The following is an 18,052-nucleotide window of genomic DNA, read 5'->3' as shown; positions in this document are numbered from 1 at the left end:
CCGCGGTCCTCCCGGACGGCGGTGCACTTCCACGGATGCAGGACGACGACGTTCCACCCCGAAGGAGAATCATGAGGACGACGAAGAAGCGGCCACTCGCGCTCGCCGCGACCGCCGCGACGCTCGCGCTGGCCCTGACGGCCTGCTCGGGCGGCTCGGACGAGGCAGCGGAGACGCCCGAGGCCAGCGAGCTCGGCCAGGTGGGCGCGATGGAGGACTTCAAGGTCGGGACGACCTTCAAGGCCACCGAGCCGGTCGAGTTCGGTCTGATGTACCGCGACCACCCGAACTACCCGATCAAGGACGACTGGGACATCCTGAAGAAGTTCGAGGAGAACCAGAACGTCACGTTCGACATCCAGACCGCCCCGCTGTCCGACTGGCAGCAGGCCCAGTCGATCGCGATCGGTGCGGGCAACGCCAAGGACGTCATCTCGGTGACGTACCCGGGTCAGGAGGTGCCCTTCGTCGCCGGCGGCGCGATCCTGCCCGTCAGCGACTACGTCGAGCACATGCCGAACTTCCAGGAGAAGGTCGAGAAGTGGGGCCTGGAGGCGGACATCGACCGCCTGCGCCAGGAGGACGGCAAGTACTACCTGCTGCCGGGCCTGCGCGAGTCGGTCCGCCCGTCGTACGCGTACGCCGTGCGCAAGGACGTGTGGGAGCAGCTCGGGCTGAGCCTCGAGCCGGAGACGTTCGAGGACTTCGCGGCGGACCTGGCGAAGGTCAAGGCCGCGTACCCGGACACGTACCCGCTCTCCGACCGCTGGTCGGCCAACGGCCCGCTCGAGGCCACGCTCAACGTCGCCGCCCCGAACTTCGGCACCGCCGCGGGCTGGGGCTACGGCGAGGGCACGTGGTGGGACGAGGACGCCGAGGAGTTCGTCTACACGGGCGCCATGGACGAGTACCGCGACCTGCTCGAGTACTACAACGGGCTCGTGGCCGACGGCCTCATGGACCCCGAGAGCCTCACGCAGGAGGATGACCAGGCGATCCAGAAGATGGCATCCGGCCAGACGTTCGCGCAGCTCACGAACGACCAGGAGATCCTCAAGGTCCGCACCGCCATGACCGAGGTCGGCACCGCGGGCGAGGTCGTCATGATCCGCGTGCCCGCCGGCCCGGCCGGTGACATCCAGGCCGGTACGCGCCTGGTCAGCGGCGTCATGCTCGCGGCGTCGGCTGCCGAGGAGGACGACTTCCTCGCGATGCTGCAGTTCCTCGACTGGCTGTTCTATTCCGACGAGGGCCTCGAGTTCGCCAAGTGGGGCGTCGAGGGCGAGACGTACACGAAGGACGGCGACAAGCGCGTCCTGGCGACGGACATCGACCAGAACGGCCTGAACCCGGGGGCGCCCAAGGCGCTCAACGTCGACTTCGGCTACCACAACGGCGTCTGGATGCTCGAGCACGGCTCGTCCGACGAGCTCGACCGCTCGATGCTCCGCCCGGAGGTCGTGGAGTTCGTCGAGTCGATGAGCGACAAGGAGCTCGCGGTCGTCGCACCGCCCGCGCCGCTCGACGAGCTCGAGCGCGAGCAGGTCTCGCTGTGGCAGACCGGTCTGCGTGACCACGTCCTGCAGAACACGGCCGCGTTCATCCTCGGCCAGCGCCCGCTCTCCGAGTGGGACGCGTACGTGACCGAGCTCGAGGGCAAGAACCTGCAGCAGTACCTCGACGTCGTGAACGGCGCGCAGAAGCGCTACGCCGAGAAGAACGGCTGATCGACCGGGCCCGGTCCCCTCGTCCGTCGCGGACGGGCGAGGGGACCGGGCCTCTCGCTGCCCGGTGCAGCCCTCGCACCACCACCTGACCGCCGTCGCGTCCGCGACGTGCGAAGGTGGTCCGCACGTCCGTCCCCGTGGACGTCCGTCACCCCCTGTCACCGTCGCCTGGAGGTCGCCCCCGTGCGCACCGTCGTCCCCACCCAGCCCACCGGCCCCCTGCCCGACGCCTGGCGCGCGTGCGTCGGCACGGGACGCATGAACCTCGCGCTGCGCGCCGACTACCGCGACTCCCTCACGCAGGTGCAGCGCGACATCGGGTTCAAGCACATCCGCGGGCACGGCGTGCTGTCGGACGACATGGGGGTGCTGCGCACCGACGAGATCGACGGTCGCACGCACACCCGGTACGCGTTCAGCTACGTGGACCAGGTCCATGACTTCTTCCTGTCGGTGGGCATCCGGCCGTTCCTCGAGCTGGGGTTCATGCCGTCGCACCTCGCGTCGGGCGACCAGACCGTGTTCTGGTGGAAGGGCAACGTCACCCCGCCGCGCGACCACGGCGAGTGGGTGGCGCTGGTGCAGGCCTTCGTGCGCCACCAGATCGACCGGTACGGCATCGACGAGGTGCGCCAGTGGCCGATCGAGGTGTGGAACGAGCCGAACCTCACGGTCTTCTGGAAGGACGCCGACCAGCCCGCGTACTTCCGGCTGTACGAGGAGACCGCCCGCGCGATCAAGGACGTCGACGCGAGCCTGCAGGTCGGCGGCCCTGCCATCTGCGGCGGTTCCGACGACGAGTGGTGGGCGCCGTTCACCGACTTCGTGACGAGCCGCGACGTGCCCATCGACTTCGTCAGCCGGCACGCGTACTCGTCCGGCCCGGTGCAGCGGATCCCGTTCGGCGTCTACCAGACGCAGATGCCGCCGCAGGACCTGCTGCACCAGTTCGACGCGCCGCGACGCTACCTGGCCGGCACGCCGCTGGCGGGCCTGCCCGTGCACATCACCGAGTTCAACACCTCGTACCGCCCGGACAACCCGATCCACGACACGGCGTACAACGCCGCCTTCCTCGCCCCGGTGCTCGCCGGCGGCGGCGACGTGGTCGACTCGTTCTCCTACTGGACCTTCTGCGACGTGTTCGAGGAGGCCGACGTCCCGACGTCGTTCTTCCACGGCGGGTTCGGCATGCTGACCCACCGGCAGGTCGCCAAGCCGACCTACCACCTCTACGCGTTCATGGCGCGCATGGGCCGCGACGTCCTGGCCCGCGGCGAGGACCACCTCGTGTGCTCCGACCCGGACGGGCGCGTCACCGTGCTCGCCTGGCAGCCGGTCGGCGGCACCGACGCCGCGGACGTGGCGGCCGAGCACCGCGTCGAGCTGTCCCTGCCGGTGCGGGGCGACGCCGCGTTCGTGCTGCGCGAGCGCGTCAACGAGCACGACGGCAACGCCTTTGCGGCGTGGCGCGAGATGGGACGCCCTATGTCGCCGACCCCGCGCGAGCTGGATGTGCTGCGGGCGTGCGCCCGTCCCGCCGTCGAGCACGACGTCGCGCGCGCGACCGCCGGCCGCGTCGAGCTCGACCTCACGCTCGCGCGCCACGAGGTGACCTTCGTCGAGCTGACGCCCGTCACGGCCACGCACCACGAGGGCCTCGACGACCGTCGCCTGCTGGGCGTGGACGACGACCGGCTCGTCGCGGCGCACGAGCGCGGGCGGGCCTGATGGGCTCCCGGCCTGGGGACCACGACGAGATCGGTGCCGGCCCGCTGTCGCGCGGTGCCGCGGTCGTCCTGTGGGTCCTCGTCGTCTGCGGCCTCGTCGTGCTCACCGGCGGCGTCCCGCTGCTGCTCGTGCCGTTCCTGCGGGACGACCCCTCGAACCTGTGGATCGCGGCCCTGCTGGCGCTGCCGATGGGCCCGGCGCTCGCGGCCGGCATCTTCTCGTGGCGGCGGTTCGTCGTCGAGCGGGACCTCAGCCCGGCCCGCCACTTCTGGCGGGGGTACCGGCTCAACGCGCTCGACGTGCTGCGCTGGTGGGCACCGACGGTAGCGGCGCTCGCCGTCATCGGCTTCTCGCTGTCGTACCTCGACTCCGCAGGCGTGCCGTCGGGATACGGCGTCGTGCTCGTCGTCGTCGCCGCGGGCCTGCTGATGTGGGCGGTGCTCGCGCTCTCGCTGACCTCGCACCTGAGCCTGCGCACGCGCGACCTGGCGCGGCTGTCCACCTACTACCTGGCCGCGAAGCCGCTGGTGACGCTCGGCATCCTGTCGTTGCTGGTGCTCGGGTTCGGCATCGTGCTCTTCCTGTCCGACTGGGTGCTCGTCATGGTGTCGGGGCTGCTCGCGTTCGCCGTCATGACGACCACGGAGCCCGTGGTGCGGGACGCGACCGAGCGCTTCACCGCCCCCTCGTCCGAGGCCGCCTGACCCGCCCGACCGCCCGACTCCACCCTTCCCCGCGCGACCCCGAGGTGCCTGCCATGCCGCTGCCCGCCGGCGACCACGTCCGCTACGGCGGCGACTACAACCCCGAGCAGTGGCCGGCCGAGGTGTGGGACGACGACCACCTCGCGTTCGACCAGGCGCACGTCACGACGCTGACCGTGGGCGTCTTCGCGTGGGCGCACACCGAGCCGTCGCCGGGGGTGTACGACTTCACGCGGCTCGACGCGATCGTCGAGCGGGTGCATGCCGAGGGTCGGGCCGTCGTGCTCGCGACGCCCAGCGGGGCGATGCCGCCGTGGCTCGCACGGGCCCACCCGGACGCCTGCCGGGTGGACCTCGAGGGCCGGCGGCACGTGTACGGGCAGCGGCACAACCACTGCCCGTCGTCGCCGGACTTCCGCCGTCTGTCGGTCGCCATGGCGTCCCGGCTGGCGGAGCGCTACGGCGACCACCCGGCGGTCGTCGCGTGGCACGTCGGCAACGAGTACGGCGGTGCGTGCTACTGCGACCTGTGCGCGGCCGGGTTCCGGGAGTGGCTGCGGGCGCGGTACGGGACGCTCGAGCGGCTGAACGAGGCGTGGAACACGCTGTTCTGGTCCCACGTCTTCGGGGACTGGGACGAGGTCGTGCCGCCGTCGCTGCTGTCGGAGCACTGGCGGGGGCCGAACCACACGGCGTTCCAGGGCATCACGCTCGACTACCGCCGGTACATGTCCGACCGCCTGCGTGAGGGCTACGTGGCGGAGAAGGCCGCGATCCGTGCGCACGTCCCTCACACCCCGGTGACCACCAACCTCATGGGGTTCTACCAGCCGCTCGACTACCACCGCTGGGCGGACGACCTGGACTTCGTGTCCTGGGACAACTACCCGCCGCTCCCGGACGACCCGCTGCGCACCGCCGCGCGCATGGCGGCCACGCACGCCGCCATGCGCGGTCTCAAGGGCGGCCAGCCGTTCTGGGTCATGGAGCAGACCCCGTCGATCACCGCGTCGCGCGACGTCAACCCGGTGAAGCGCCCGGGCGTGCTCGGCCTGTGGACGTGGCAGTCGGTCGCGCACGGTGCGGACGCGACCCTCTACTTCCAGATGCGTCAGTCGAAGGGCGCGTGCGAGAAGTACCACGGCGCGCTCATCGACCACTCGGGGCGCACGGACACCCGGGTGTTCCGCGAGGCGGCCGAGCTCGGGGCGGGGCTCGCGACGACGGGTGCTGCGCTGCTGGGGGCGCGGACACCCGCACGCGTCGCGCTGCTGCTCGACTGGGACTCGTGGTGGGCGGTCGAGATGACCGACGGCTACAACCGCCACGTCTCGTACCTGCAGACGCTGCTGCAGTACCACCGGGCGATCTGGTCGGTGAACACCGAGGTCGACGTGGTCCCCGTGACCGCGGACCTGTCCGGCTACGAGGTCGTCGTGGCACCCGTGCTGCACCTGCTCAAGGGTGACGTGGTCGAGCGGCTGACCGCCCACGTCGAGCGCGGCGGCACGCTGGTGACGACGTTCTACGGCGGGCGGGTCGACGAGGACGACAACGCGTACTGCGGCGTCCCGCCGCTCGACCCGCTGCTCGGCACGCGCGTCGAGGAGACGGACTCCGCGGTCCCCGGCGACGTGAACCCCGTGACGCTGGAGCTCGACGGCGAGGCGACCACGCACGACGCGACCCTCGTGTTCGAGCTGCTGGTGCCGGACGAGGGGACGCAGGTCGTCGGGACGTACGGCGCGCAGTTCTACGCCGGGCGGGCCGCCGTCACGCGGGCGCGCCGCGGCGACGGCGCGGCGTGGCACGTCGCGACGGGTCTGGACGACGCAGGCGTGGCGCGCGTGCTGCGGCACGTGCTCGCCGGGCACGGGCTGGTCGGGCCGCACGCCGACGACGTGGGCGTCGAGGTGACGCGGCGCGTGTCACCCGACGGCACCACGTACGCCTTCGTGCTGCACCACGGCTCGGAACCGGTCACGGTGACGGCGCAGGTCGCGGGGCAGGACCTGCTCACGGGGCGCACCGTCGAGGTGGGGGACGCGCTCACGCTCGCGCCGGCGGAGGTGCTGGTCCTGCGGGCGTGACGTCGGAACGGACATGTCGGGCGCAGTGGCTAGGCTCTGCGTGCGGGTGGGTGACACCGCTGGTGCCGTCGACCCGAGCCGCCACCGCACCCGATCGGGGAGACCATGAGCTTCTTCACCACGGACACGCCTGTCCCGACGCCGCCGACGCTCGCGCCGCTGGGGCGCGACCGCATCACGGCGGTGCTCGAGGCCCGTGAGATGCGGTACGGCATCGACGACGACGGCGACGTCGGCGGCTACTGGGACGGCCACCTCTTCTACTTCTTCCTGCTGGGTGAGCACGACGAGCACCTGCAGGTGCGCGGTCGGTGGAACCGGGAGGTCGGTGCCGACCAGCTCCCCGCGGTGCTGGCGGCCGTCAACGAGTGGAACGTGTCGCACCTGTGGCCGAAGGGCTGCGTGGCCGTGGAGGACGACGTGCTCGGCGTGTACGCCGAGCACACGGTCGACTACCAGCACGGCGTGAGCGACGCCCAGGTCGACCTGCACCTCGGGTGCGGCATCTCCAGCGCCCTGCAGCTCTTCGCGCACCTCGACGAGCTGTACCCGGCCGAGGCCGCCGCCGCGAGGGCTGAGCAGGAGAGGGCGCAGGGGCAGGGCTGAGGAGGACCGCGGGACCTGGTCCTGATCGCCACGACGGCGTGCCGGGTGATGCCGCCGGGCCGCCGTAGCCTGGGGCGACGCCCACCACGAGGAGCACCGCATGCCCGCGCTCGACCCGTACCGCGCCGCCGACGACCGGTACGCGACCATGACCTACCGCCGCACGGGCCGCTCGGGCCTCGACCTGCCGGCGCTGTCGCTGGGCCTGTGGCACAACTTCGGGGACGAGACGCCGTTCGGGACGCAGCGCGACATCCTGCGCCGGGCCGTCGACCTGGGCATCACGCACCTGGACCTGGCGAACAACTACGGCCCGCGGCCCGGGGCGGCCGAGGAGAACTTCGGCCGGCACCTCGCGGCGGACCTGCGTCCGTACCGCGACGAGCTCGTGATCTCCACCAAGGCGGGCTACGACATGTGGTCCGGCCCGTACCAGGACGGCGGGTCGCGCAAGTACCTGCTGTCCTCGCTCGACGCGTCGCTGCGGCGCATGGGCCTGGAATACGTCGACGTGTTCTACCACCACCGCCCGGACCCGTCGACGCCGATCGAGGAGACCATGGGCGCGCTCGCGCAGGCGGTGCGCAGCGGCAAGGCGCTGTACGTCGGCGTCTCCAACTACTCGCCGTCGCAGACGCGCGAGGCGCACGCGGTGCTGGCCGACATGGGTGTGCGCCTGCTCATCCACCAGCCCAGCTACTCGATGTTCAACCGGCACGTCGAGAACGTGGGGGAGGGGCAGGGCGAGTCGCTGCTCGACGCGGTGGGCGACCTGGGCGTGGGGACGATCGTGTTCTCGCCGCTCGCGCAGGGTCTGCTGACGGACCGGTACCTGGGCGGTGTGGCCCCGGCGGGGTCGCGGATCGCCGGTACCAGCCCGTCCCTGTCCGAGCGCGCGCTCTCGGAGACCTACCTGACGCGGGCGCGGGCCCTGAACGACATCGCCGCGAGCCGCGGCCAGAGCCTCGCGCAGCTGGCGCTGTCGTGGGTGCTGCGCGACGAGCGCATCACGTCCGCCCTGGTCGGGGCGAGCTCGGTGGCGCAGCTCGAGGACAACGTCGCGGCGCTGTCGGCCCCGCCCCTGACGGCCGACGAGCTGGCTGCCATCGACGAGTACGCGGTCGACGGCACGGGCCGCTGAGAGTGTGAAGCGTTGTTGCCGGAATCCGGCAACAACGCTTCACACTCTCGGGCGGGTGCGCCCTGGCGTCAGTAGATCGGGCGGCCCGTGGCGTCGGGGACGCCGGACTTGCGGAAGAAGTACGAGCGGAGCTGGTCGCGCCACTCGGTGGCGGAGCGGACCTGCTCCGTCAGTCGCTCGGCGACGCGGGCGTGGAGCCGGTCCGGGACGAGCCCGTCCAGGGCGGCCCACGCGTCGACCCACGACGTCACGACGTCGACGGCGTCGGCGCGCGAGTCGTAGATGTGCTGGATCACGGTGGTGCCGCTGTGCAGCACGTGCGAGTACGGCACGTGGTGGAAGAACAGCAGCAGCTCGTCCGGGCACGTCGCGAGGTCCTCGTACGTCTCGCGCCAGGGCGACGGGTACTGGCCGGTGTAGCGGGTGCCCGTCGCCACGGTCCGGTCGACGCCGATGCCGTCGCGGTCCGCGAAGTGGTACGTGCCCCACTTGGAGTACTCGTACCCGTCGACGTTGGGGCCGTAGTGCTGACGCCCGGGGTCGACCATGAAGCCGACGCCCAGCGGCGCGGTGTACGCCTCGTACGTCAGCCAGGAGTCGTCCATGAGCGTGTGCAGCGTCTCGCGCACGCGCGGGTCGGCGCCCGGGAACGTCAGGCCGATCCACTCGTCGAGCAGCGCGACGGAGTCCGCCTCCGGGTTCCACGCGAGCCGCCCGTACGCGTACAGGTTGGCCTGCGCGAGCGGGTGACCGGTCCAGAACTCGTCGTCCCCGACGTTGGAGACAGCGGTGATGCCGCCTGCGGGCAGGTCTCCCGACGGGGTGTCGCGGTGGCCCGGCAACCCGGACACGATCCGTGCGACGTCGCGGGTCGCGTCCTCGGCCAGCGGGAAGCCGAGCACCTGCGACCACAGCGGCCCCAGGTAGCACACGTGGTTCTGCTGGCCCGTGTACTCCTGCGTGACCTGCAGCTCGACGGCCAGCCGCGTGCGCGGCATCGCGGCGAGCACGGGCGAGACCGGCTCGCGCGTCTGGAAGTCGATGGGCCCGTACTTCACCTGCAGCACGACGTTCTCGTCGAACCGGCCGTCGAGCGGTGCGAAGTGGTCGTACGCGGCTCGCGCCCGGTCCGTGCGGCGGTCGCGCCAGTCCTGCTCGTGGTTGTAGACGAACGCGCGCCAGAACACCGTCCCGCCGTGCGGGCGCAGCGCGCGGGCCAGCAGGTTGGCGCCGTCGGCGTGGTCCCGCCCGTACGCGAACGGGCCGGGTTGCCCCTCGGAGTCCGCCTTGACGACGAAGCCGCCGAAGTCGGGGATCGTCGCGTAGACGCGGTCCGCGGCCGCCGCCCACCACGCCTGCACGTCCGGGTCGGCGGGGTCCGACGTGGGCAGACCGCCGAGGACGACGGGCGACGCGAACGACACCGACAGGTACGTCCGCACACCGTGCGGCCGGAACACGTCGGCGACCCGCGCGACGTCGTCCAGACCGTCGGTGAGCAGGCGCGCCTCGGTGCGGTGGACGTTGACGTTGTTGATCGCCACCGCGTTGACGCCGATCGACCCGAGCAGCCGGGCGTAGGCGGCGACCCGCGAGAGGTCCTCTCGCACGCGGCCGTCGGCGTAGAAGATCGAGCCGCCGGCATACCCGCGCTCGACCTGGCCCATCACGGGGTGGACGTCGATGTTGTCCCAGTGGTCGAGCATGCGGACCGGTGCGACCGGGAGGTCGGTGACGTCGATGTCGCAGTCCCCGAACGCCGTCTCGCCGAGCCTCACCACGTCGTGCAGGCCGTAGAGCAGGCCCGTCGCGGCGCCGGCGACGACCACGGTGGTGCCTGCGGCCCGGACTCGCACGAACATGTCCGGGCTGAAGTCCGCCACCCCGCCGGTGGCGACGAGCGCGCCGTCGGTGGCCGCGGCGACCAGCGGGTCGTTCGGGTGCGGCGGCTGCTCGGCGAGCGCCGGCGGCGGCACCTGCCGGGCCGCCCCGCTGCCGCGGGTGTGGGCACGCGACGCCACGAGCAGCACGAGGTCGTGCGACCGGACGGACGCAGCGTCGGGCAGCGCCTCGCCGGGCGTGAGGACCGTGAGCGACCCGCCGTGCGCGGCGGTCGCCCGGCGCACCTCGTCGACGACGGTCGCGCCGACCGGGCCGGCGTCCGGACCGACGGCCACGAGCACGCGCCGGGAGCCGAGCGGTGCGAACGCGGCGTCGGGCAGCCATGCCGGGTGGACCGGGGGGGAGTCGATGGCGCTCACCAGTCGTGCACCGTTCCGTCCTTGAGCCGGTTGAACGGCAGGTACGCCGCCTGGTAGGGGTACCGCGGGGCCGCGTCGTCGTCGTAGGTGACGCCCAGCCCCGGCTCGTGGCCCGGGTGCAGGTAGCCGTCCGCGAACGTGAACGACGTGCGGAACACCTCGTCGGTCGTCGCGGAGTGCTTCATGTACTCCTGGATGCCGAAGTTGTGGATCGCGAGGTCCAGGTGCAGCGCCGCCGCCATGCCGACGGGGGAGATGTCGGTGGGGCCGTGGATGCCGGACTTGATCTGGTACTGCGCCGCGAAGTCGAGGATGCGGCGCAGCGCCGTGATACCGCCCGTGTGCGTGACGGCCGAGCGCACGTAGTCGATGAGCTGCTCGCGGATGAGCGTCTGGTAGTCCCAGACGGTGTTGAAGACCTCGCCGATCGCGAGCGGCGTCACGGTGTGCTGCCGGACGAGCCGCAGCGCGTCCTGGTTCTCGGCCGGTGTGCAGTCCTCGAGCCAGAACAGGTCGTACGGCTCGAGGTCCTTGCCCAGGCGTGCGGCCTGGATGGGCGTCATGCGGTGGTGGCCGTCGTGCAGCAGCGGCAGCTCGGGGCCGAACTCGTTGCGCACGGCCTCGAACACCCGCGGGATGTGGCGCAGGTAGGCCCGGGTGTCCCAGTCCTCCTCGGCCGGCAGGGGCGCGCGCTGCGCGGGCTCGTAGTCGTAGCGTCCTGACGACGACGGCTGCGCGGCGACCCCGTAGACGGCGTCGACGCCGGGCACGGAGGTCTGCACGCGGATGGACCGGAAGCCCTCGTCGAGGTGCTGGCGGATCGAGTCGAAGAGCTCGGGCAGGTCGCGGCCCGACGCGTGGCCGTACGCCATGATCCCGTTGCGCGACGCGCCGCCGAGCAGCTGGTAGAGCGGCATGCCGGCGAGCTTGGCCTTGATGTCCCACAGGGCGACGTCGACGGCCGCGATGGCCGCCATCGTCACGGGCCCGCGCCGCCAGTACGCGCTGCGGTAGAGGAACTGCCAGGTGTCCTCAATGGTGTGCGCGTCCCTGCCGATCAGGAGGGGGACGACGTGGTCGGTGAGGTAGCTGGCCACGGAGAGCTCGCGTCCGTTGAGGGTGGCGTCCCCGAGCCCTTCCACACCGTCCTGCGTGATGATGCGTAACGTTACAAAGTTGCGACCGGGGCTGGAGACCAGCACCTCGGCAGATCGGATGGCGGTGCCCGACATCGTGACATGCTCCTTCCGCCCGTCGCGTCGTCGCGGAGGGGCACTGGTGAGACTAGGCATGAACACGCTAGGCTGGCAATCGTTTGCCAGCAAGGACCGGCTCCGCGCAACGCCGCGCGGGGTCCAGACCCGGACCGGGAGGGTGCATGGCCGTCAGGCGGCAGCCCACGTTGCGTGACGTCGCTGCGGCGGCAGGGGTCGCGGTGTCGACCGCCTCGCGCGCACTCACCAAGCCGGGTCGGGTCAACGCCGATACGGCGGACCGCGTCGTCGCGGTCGCCAAGGAGCTCGGGTACATCCCCAGCGCATCGGCACGCGCCCTGCTCTCAGGCCGCACCGCGACGGTCGCGCTCGTGCTCCCCGACGTCACCAACCCGTTCTTCTTCGGTCTGGTGCGTGGCACGGGCGCGCGGCTGCGGGAGTCCGGGTACGTCCAGGTGCTCGCGGACACCGAGGAGTCCGCCGAGGTCGAGCTCGACACGCTGCGCAAGCTGCGCGGGCAGGTCGACGGCGCGGTCCTCGCCGCATCACGTCTGTCCGACGAGCAGATCGCCGGCGCCGCCCAGGACCTCGCGCTCGTCGTCGTCAACCGCACGATCCCCGGGACGCCCGGCGTGCTGCTCGACACCGCAGGCGGCATGGTCCAGGCGCTCGAGCACCTCGTCGGGCTCGGCCACACGCGCATCGCCTACGCCGCCGGTCCGGCGACGTCCTGGTCGGACCGGCGCCGACGTGAGGCGCTCGAGCCGGCCGCGGCGCGGCTCGGTGTCGACCTCGTCGTCCTGGGGCCCTACGCACCGGTCCGTGCGTCCGGCGCCCAGGCCGCCGACGCGGCCGTCGAGTCGGGCGTCACCGCGGTGATCGCGTTCAACGACCTCCTGGCGTTCGGTGTCCTGGAGCGGCTCGACGTCCGTGGCGTCCCCGTACCCGGGCGCATGAGCGTCATCGGGTGCGACGACATCTTCGGCGCCGACCTCGTCCGGCCCGCACTGACGACGGTGGAGTCGCCCGTCGAGCGTGCGGGCCGCATGGCTGCCGACCTGCTGCTCGCGCGGCTCGAGGGAGGACGGTCGGACGACGAGGACGCCGGTGGCCTCGACGACGAACCGGTCGTCCCGGTGCGCGACGCGGCCGACCCCGTGATGCTGCCCACGCACCTGATCGTCCGGTCCTCGACGGGCGCGGCGGGCTGACCGCGCCGGTCGACCAGCACCGGTCGACCAGCACCGGGCGATCGACCGGGAGATCAGTCTGCGGCCGCGCCCAGCGTCGTCAGCACGCCCTCGGCGTAGCGGTCGAGCTTGGCCGCGCCGATGCCGCTGATCTCGCCCAGCTCGGCGCGCGACGTCGGCCGGCGGGTGACGATCTCCCGCAGCGTCGCGTCGTGGAAGACGACGTAGGCGGGCACGCCCTGCTCCTTGGCCGCGCCCGCGCGCCACGCGCGCAGCGCCTCGAACAGCCCGGCGTCGTCCCCGGTGAGGTCCGCCGCGGCGGCAGGCGTCCGACCCGACCCGCGGCGCTCGCGCGTCGCGCGGCCCGTGCGCTCGGGCTCGCGGCGCAGCCGCACCTCCCGCTCGCCGCGCAGCACGTCGCCCGACGCGGGCGTGAGCCGGATCGTGCCGTACCCGTCGGAGTCCACCGCGAGGATCTCGGCGGCCAGCAGCTGACGCACGACGCCGCGCCACTCGCCGTCCGACAGGTCCTGGCCGATGCCGAACGTCGACAGCGCGTCGTGGCCGAGCTGCTGCACGCGCGGCGTCGCCTTGCCGCGCAGGATGTCCACGAGGTGCCCGACGCCGTAGCGCTGCCCGCGCTGGTCGAGCCGCACGACCGTCGAGAGCAGCTTCTGCGCGGGGACGGTCCCGTCCCACGACTGCGGCGGCTCGAGGCACGTGTCGCAGTTGCCGCACGGCCCGTCGGACTCCTGCCCGAAGTACGCGAGCAGCTGGGTGCGGCGGCAGTCGACCGTCTCGCACAGCGCGAGCATCGCGTCGAGGTGCTGGGTGAGCCGCCGCTTGTGGGCGGCGTCGCCCTCGGATGTGTCGATCATGCGGCGCTGCTGGACGACGTCCGCCAGGCCGTACGCGAGCCATGCCGTGGAGGGCAGCCCGTCGCGGCCCGCGCGCCCGGTCTCCTGGTAGTACCCCTCGACGGACTTCGGCAGGTCGAGGTGCGCGACGAACCGCACGTCGGGCTTGTCGATGCCCATGCCGAACGCGATGGTCGCGACCATCACGACCCCGTCCTCACGCAGGAACCGGGACTGGTTCGCCGCCCGGACCTGCCGGTCCAGCCCCGCGTGGTACGGCAGCGCGTCGATGCCCTCCTTGCGCAGCGTCTCGGCCGTCTGCTCGACCGACGCGCGCGACAGGCAGTAGACGATGCCCGCGTCGCCCTCGTGCTCGGTGCGCAGCAGGTGCAGCAGCTGCGCGCGCGGGTTGTCCTTCGGCACGATCCGGTAGCGGATGTTGGGCCGGTCGAAGCTCGCGACGAACTGGGCCGCGTCGGTGAGCTGCAGGCGCTCGCAGATCTCGCGGTGCGTGGCGTGCGTCGCGGTCGCGGTCAGCGCGATGCGCGGCACGTCCGGCCAGCGCTCGTGCAGCAGCGACAGCGCGAGGTAGTCGGGCCGGAAGTCGTGCCCCCACTGGGACACGCAGTGCGCCTCGTCGATCGCGAACAGGGCGACGTGGCCGCGGTCCAGCAGGTCGAGCGTCTCGGGCACCCGCAGCCGCTCGGGCGCCAGGTACAGCAGGTCGAGCTCGCCTGCGAGGAACGCGTCCTCGACCGCGCGCCGCTGGTGCCGCTCCTGCGTGGAGTTGAGGAAGCCGGCCCGCACGCCCAGCGCCGACAGCGCGTCCACCTGGTCCTGCATGAGCGCGATCAGCGGTGACACCACGACGCCCGTACCCGGGCGGACCAGCGCGGGCACCTGGTAGCACAGCGACTTGCCGCCGCCGGTGGGCATGAGGACGACCGCGTCGCCACCGGCGACCACGGTGTCGACGACCGCCGCCTGGTCGCCGCGGAAGGCGTCGTAGCCCCACACGCGGTGCAGCACGTCGGCGGCGGTGCCGTGCGACGGCGCGGGCGCCCCCGCGGCGGTGCTGCGGGGCGCGTCGGGGCGCCGCGCAGTGGTCCGGCCGGTCGGCGGCGGTGCGCCCGCCCACGGGTCCTCGGCCCACGACTCCGGCGGCGGCGCGTCGTCGGAGGGCGGGGGAGCCTCGTCCCACCAGGGCTCCACAGGATCGGCGTCCCAGGTCGGGGCGTCGGGCGCCGGTCCGTCAGCGACCGGTGCGGGGTCGACGGCACCCGTCGTCCGTCGTCGACGGGCCTGGGGAACGGCGGGGTCCGGCTGCACCCGACCACCCTACGAGCCGGCGGGGGCCACCGGGACCGACGCACGGGGGCTGTGGACGAGGGCCCCCGCGTCAGCCCTCGTCGGGCTCGGAGCTCCCCAGCGGCTCGGTGAACCGCGCCTGCAGGGCGGCCCCGGCGCCGTCGCTCAGCAGCGCGCCCGCCGCGGCCTGGCCCTTGGCGCGCACCGAGCGCACCACGACCTTCTCGTCGCCCTTCAGCAGGCCCTCGACGGCCTGCCGCGCGACGTCCGCCGGGTCGTCCTTGCCGCCGTGCGCGACGCGCGTGTCCTCCATGTGGGCCTGCTCGAAGAAGTCGGTGTCCGTCGGCCCCGGCAGCAGCGCCGTCACCGTGACGCCGGTGTCCCGCAGCTCGTACCGCAGGGCCTGTGCGAACGACAGGTCGAACGCCTTGGACGCCGCGTACGTCGCGTAGTACGGCCCGGGCATCAGCGCGGCCACCGAGGACGTCACCAGCACGCGGCCGGACCCCCGCGCGACCATCGCGGGCAGCAGCGCGCTGGCGAGGCGTACCGGCGCGACGACGTCGAGCGCGATCGTCCTCAGGTGCTCCTCCAGGGGGACGTCGAGGAAGGCGCCGCCCACGGCCGTGCCGGCGTTGAGGACCAGCAGGTCGAGCGGGCGACCCGTCCCCTTCACCTCGGCGACCAGCGCGTCGACGTCCGCGGCCTGCGTGAGGTCGGCCCGCACCGCGCGCACGGCGCGGCCGTGCTGCGTCAGCCCGTCCGCCGCGAGAGCGAGACCGTCGTCCTCGGCCGTGACGACCAGGTCGTGCCCGAGCTCGGCCAGCCGGACGGCGACCTCCAGCCCGATGCCGCTCGACGCGCCCGTGACCAGTGCGAGCGGGGCGGGGACCAGTGCGTTCTCCATGCTCACCTCCGTGTCGACGTGGGACCTCACGCTACGGGCGGGCCGGGGAGCCCGCACGAGGGCAAGGGGCCGCGACACGCGGGACCGCGCGACGCGGTGGCGCAGCTTTCCGTAGGGTGACGCCATGGGTACCGCACTGGTCACCGGCGCGAGCGCCGGCCTCGGTCTGGAGTTCGCCTGGCAGCTCGCCACGGCACGGCACGACGTCGTCCTGGTGGCGCGCGACGAGGGACGGTTGACCCGCCTCGCGGCGCAGCTCGAGGCCGCGGCGGGGATCCGCGCCGAGGTACTGGCAGCCGACCTCACCGACCGCGCCGACGTCGAGCGTGTGGCCGCGCGGCTCCGGGACGACGAGCGTCCGGTGGGTCTGCTGGTCAACAACGCCGGCATGGGGCTGAACCAGCCCTTCGTCGACGGCGACGTCGCCGCGGAGGAGCGGGCGCTCGACCTCATGGTCCGCGCGCCCATGGTGCTCTCGCACGCCGCCGCCGGTGCGATGAAGCGGCGCGGCCGCGGCGCGATCCTCAACGTCGGTTCGGTCGCCGGGCTCACCGCGTCGGGCACGTACTCCGCGCACAAGGCGTGGGTGCGGGTCTTCACGGAGGCGCTCGCGGTCGAGCTCAAGGGGACGGGCGTCACGGCGACGGTCGTCGCCCCGGGCTTCACGCACACGGAGTTCCACGAGCGGGGGCGCATCGACACGGCCCACTACCCGTCGGTCGCGTGGCTCGACGCCGAGGACGTGGTGGCCGGCGCGCTCGCGGACGTGCGCCGCGGCGTCGTCCTGTCGACCCCGAGCCTGCGGTACAAGGCAGTCTCGACGATCCTGAAGCTGGTCCCGCGGTCCGCCGTGCGGACGTTCAGCGGGTACCGCCGGGCGCTGGCCGACGACGCCCCCGACGTGCCGACGGTGGACGCCTGACCCGTCCGGGCGACGAGGGACGTCCGATTCGTCCGCCTGGGGGTCGTGCCGGGTAGCGTGCAGCACTCGTCGACCGTCCCTGGAGGACACGCATGCGCCTGACCCCCCGTCCCGTCCTGCGCCGTGGTCCTGTGCTGCGCCGCGCCCTGGTGGCCCTCGCGGCGGTCGGCGTGGTGGCGCTGACGTCGGCCTGCACCGGCGCCACGGACGAGCCGGCTGCCTCCACGACGGCGAGCGGGCCGGCCGCCGAGGGCGGCGAGGGCGAGCAGGCCGCGCCCGTGGACGACGTCGCGACGCAGGTGATCGCCGAGCAGACGGTCGACACGCCGGCCGGTTCCGAGGTTGCCGGCGGCGAGGTGACGCTGATCCTGCGTGACGTGCGGGTCGACGCCGAGGTGCTCACGGTGCGCTGGGCGCTGCGGTGGGAAGCGCCCGACCGCGGCGACGACGAGGAGATGAGCCTCTTCGACCTCGGGATCGACCCCGTGCCCCTCGTGACGGACACGACGCACCTGCAGGCGTTCATGCCCCTGTGCATCAAGGGCGACTGGAACGGTGACGACGCGGACCGCGACCTCTGCGACGCCACGATGCTCGCCTCCCCCCTCGTGCCCCTGAACACCGCGGTGCGCAACCACTCGACGCTCGAGGGCTGGGCAGCGCTCCCGGCGCCGGAGAACGAGGGCGGGTCGCTCGACGTGCTGATCGCCGACGGTCTGCCGGTCTTCACCGGTGTGACCGCACGGCAGGGTTCGTGAGGCCTGCGGCCGCGCGGCGCGGGCGTGCGGCGCTCGCCCTGGCCGCGACGGTCCAGCTCGTCGTCGCCCCCGCGGGCGGTGCGGGCGCCGCGGCGTCGACCTCCGGTGAGCCCCCCTGGGCCGAGCTCGCCCGGACGCCTGTCACGCCGGACATGATCGAGCGCGCGACGCTGCGGCTCACGGGCGGGCCGCTCCACCTGGTCGGCGGCCCGCTCGCCCTCGTCCGGGAGAAGTCGGTGCGGGAGCTCGCGCGCGAGTCGCAGGGCGTGACGACGCTGACGTCGGACCTGCTGTTCGGGTTCGACAGCGCCGAGCTCGCCCCCGGTGCGAGCGCCGCGATCGGGGATCTCGGCGCGGCCCTGCCGCAGGGTGCGGCGGTCGCGGTCGACGGGCACACCGACGGGCTGGGGGGCGACGGGGTCAACGGGCCGCTCTCGCAGGCGCGCGCGCAGGCCGTCGCCGACGCTCTCGCCGCGGCCCGGCCGGACCTGGTGCTGACCGTCACCGGTCACGGCAGCTCGCAGCCGGTGGCCGAGGAGACGTCCGACGGGCGCGACGACCCCTCCGGTCGTGCGCTCAACCGCCGCGTCGAGGTGCGCGTCACCGGCTGACCATCGGGTGACGGCCACGTCCGGG

The 18,052-nt window shown here is 73.0% G+C and carries 14 protein-coding genes; 10 read left to right on the top strand and 4 right to left on the bottom strand.

Translation table 11 applies throughout. The features are described 5' to 3' along the window. The first annotated feature begins 71 nt into the window (after positions 1–71). The 6 genes from NP048_RS15390 to NP048_RS15365 all read left to right on the top strand — a co-directional run bounded on the left by NP048_RS15390 (position 72) and on the right by NP048_RS15365 (position 7,999). The gene (locus tag NP048_RS15390; protein ID WP_227576498.1) at positions 72–1,727 is read left to right on the top strand and encodes an ABC transporter substrate-binding protein; all 1,656 of its coding nucleotides are present in this window, start codon (positions 72–74) and stop codon (positions 1,725–1,727) included. A gap of 183 nt (positions 1,728–1,910) precedes the next feature. Continuing rightward, entirely contained in the window at positions 1,911–3,458 is a 1,548-nt protein-coding gene (locus tag NP048_RS15385) for a GH39 family glycosyl hydrolase (protein WP_227576497.1), read from the top strand. Then, positions 3,458–4,162, top strand: coding sequence for a glycosyl transferase (locus NP048_RS15380; protein ID WP_227576496.1), 705 nt, complete (start codon positions 3,458–3,460; stop codon positions 4,160–4,162). The genes NP048_RS15385 and NP048_RS15380 overlap by 1 nt, the downstream gene beginning before the upstream one ends. 53 nt (positions 4,163–4,215) lie before the next feature. Next, positions 4,216–6,252 (top strand): beta-galactosidase, encoded by a 2,037-nt coding sequence (locus NP048_RS15375; protein WP_227576495.1) that lies wholly within the window; start codon positions 4,216–4,218, stop codon positions 6,250–6,252. 105 nt (positions 6,253–6,357) lie between these two features. Continuing rightward, the gene (locus NP048_RS15370) at positions 6,358–6,858 is read left to right on the top strand and encodes a type III secretion system chaperone family protein (RefSeq protein WP_227576494.1); all 501 of its coding nucleotides are present in this window, start codon (positions 6,358–6,360) and stop codon (positions 6,856–6,858) included. Between the two features lie 100 nt (positions 6,859–6,958). Beyond that, positions 6,959–7,999: an aldo/keto reductase gene (locus NP048_RS15365; RefSeq protein WP_227576493.1), complete on the top strand. Its 1,041-nt coding sequence runs from the start codon at positions 6,959–6,961 to the stop codon at positions 7,997–7,999. 68 nt (positions 8,000–8,067) lie between these two features. Here NP048_RS15365 and NP048_RS15360 read toward each other — a convergent pair whose 3' ends face one another. Both NP048_RS15360 and manD read right to left on the bottom strand, forming a co-directional pair. Next, positions 8,068–10,260, bottom strand: coding sequence for an alpha-glucuronidase (locus tag NP048_RS15360; RefSeq protein ID WP_227576492.1), 2,193 nt, complete (start codon positions 10,258–10,260; stop codon positions 8,068–8,070). Continuing rightward, entirely contained in the window at positions 10,257–11,492 is a 1,236-nt protein-coding gene (gene manD / locus NP048_RS15355) for a D-mannonate dehydratase ManD (protein ID WP_227576491.1), read from the bottom strand. The genes NP048_RS15360 and manD overlap by 4 nt, the downstream gene beginning before the upstream one ends. A 146-nt stretch (positions 11,493–11,638) precedes the next feature. On the opposite strand from manD, the gene NP048_RS15350 reads away from it, so the two are divergent. Next, positions 11,639–12,685 (top strand): LacI family DNA-binding transcriptional regulator, encoded by a 1,047-nt coding sequence (locus NP048_RS15350; protein ID WP_227576490.1) that lies wholly within the window; start codon positions 11,639–11,641, stop codon positions 12,683–12,685. A gap of 53 nt (positions 12,686–12,738) precedes the next feature. Here NP048_RS15350 and recQ read toward each other — a convergent pair whose 3' ends face one another. Further along, on the bottom strand, positions 12,739–14,850 hold the full coding sequence (gene recQ / locus NP048_RS15345; protein WP_227576489.1) for a DNA helicase RecQ: 2,112 nt from the start codon (positions 14,848–14,850) through the stop codon (positions 12,739–12,741). Positions 14,851–14,920: 70 nt separating this feature from the next. Beyond that, on the bottom strand, positions 14,921–15,736 hold the full coding sequence (locus tag NP048_RS15340) for an SDR family NAD(P)-dependent oxidoreductase (RefSeq protein WP_227576488.1): 816 nt from the start codon (positions 15,734–15,736) through the stop codon (positions 14,921–14,923). A 124-nt stretch (positions 15,737–15,860) separates the two neighbouring features. On the opposite strand from NP048_RS15340, the gene NP048_RS15335 reads away from it, so the two are divergent. The 3 genes from NP048_RS15335 to NP048_RS15325 all read left to right on the top strand — a co-directional run bounded on the left by NP048_RS15335 (position 15,861) and on the right by NP048_RS15325 (position 18,027). Continuing rightward, on the top strand, positions 15,861–16,658 hold the full coding sequence (locus NP048_RS15335) for an SDR family NAD(P)-dependent oxidoreductase (RefSeq protein ID WP_227576487.1): 798 nt from the start codon (positions 15,861–15,863) through the stop codon (positions 16,656–16,658). Between the two features lie 92 nt (positions 16,659–16,750). Continuing rightward, positions 16,751–17,416: a hypothetical protein gene (locus tag NP048_RS15330; RefSeq protein WP_227576486.1), complete on the top strand. Its 666-nt coding sequence runs from the start codon at positions 16,751–16,753 to the stop codon at positions 17,414–17,416. After that, a complete protein-coding gene (locus NP048_RS15325) occupies positions 17,413–18,027 on the top strand; it encodes an OmpA family protein (RefSeq protein ID WP_227576485.1) in 615 nt (204 codons plus the stop codon). The genes NP048_RS15330 and NP048_RS15325 overlap by 4 nt, the downstream gene beginning before the upstream one ends. Positions 18,028–18,052: the final 25 nt, after the last annotated feature.

The sequence above is a fragment of the Cellulomonas xiejunii genome (assembly GCF_024508315.1).
Lineage (GTDB): Bacteria > Actinomycetota > Actinomycetes > Actinomycetales > Cellulomonadaceae > Cellulomonas > Cellulomonas xiejunii.
The sequence above is the reverse complement of the archived record's forward strand: the minus strand, read 5'-3'. Positions and strand labels throughout refer to the sequence as shown.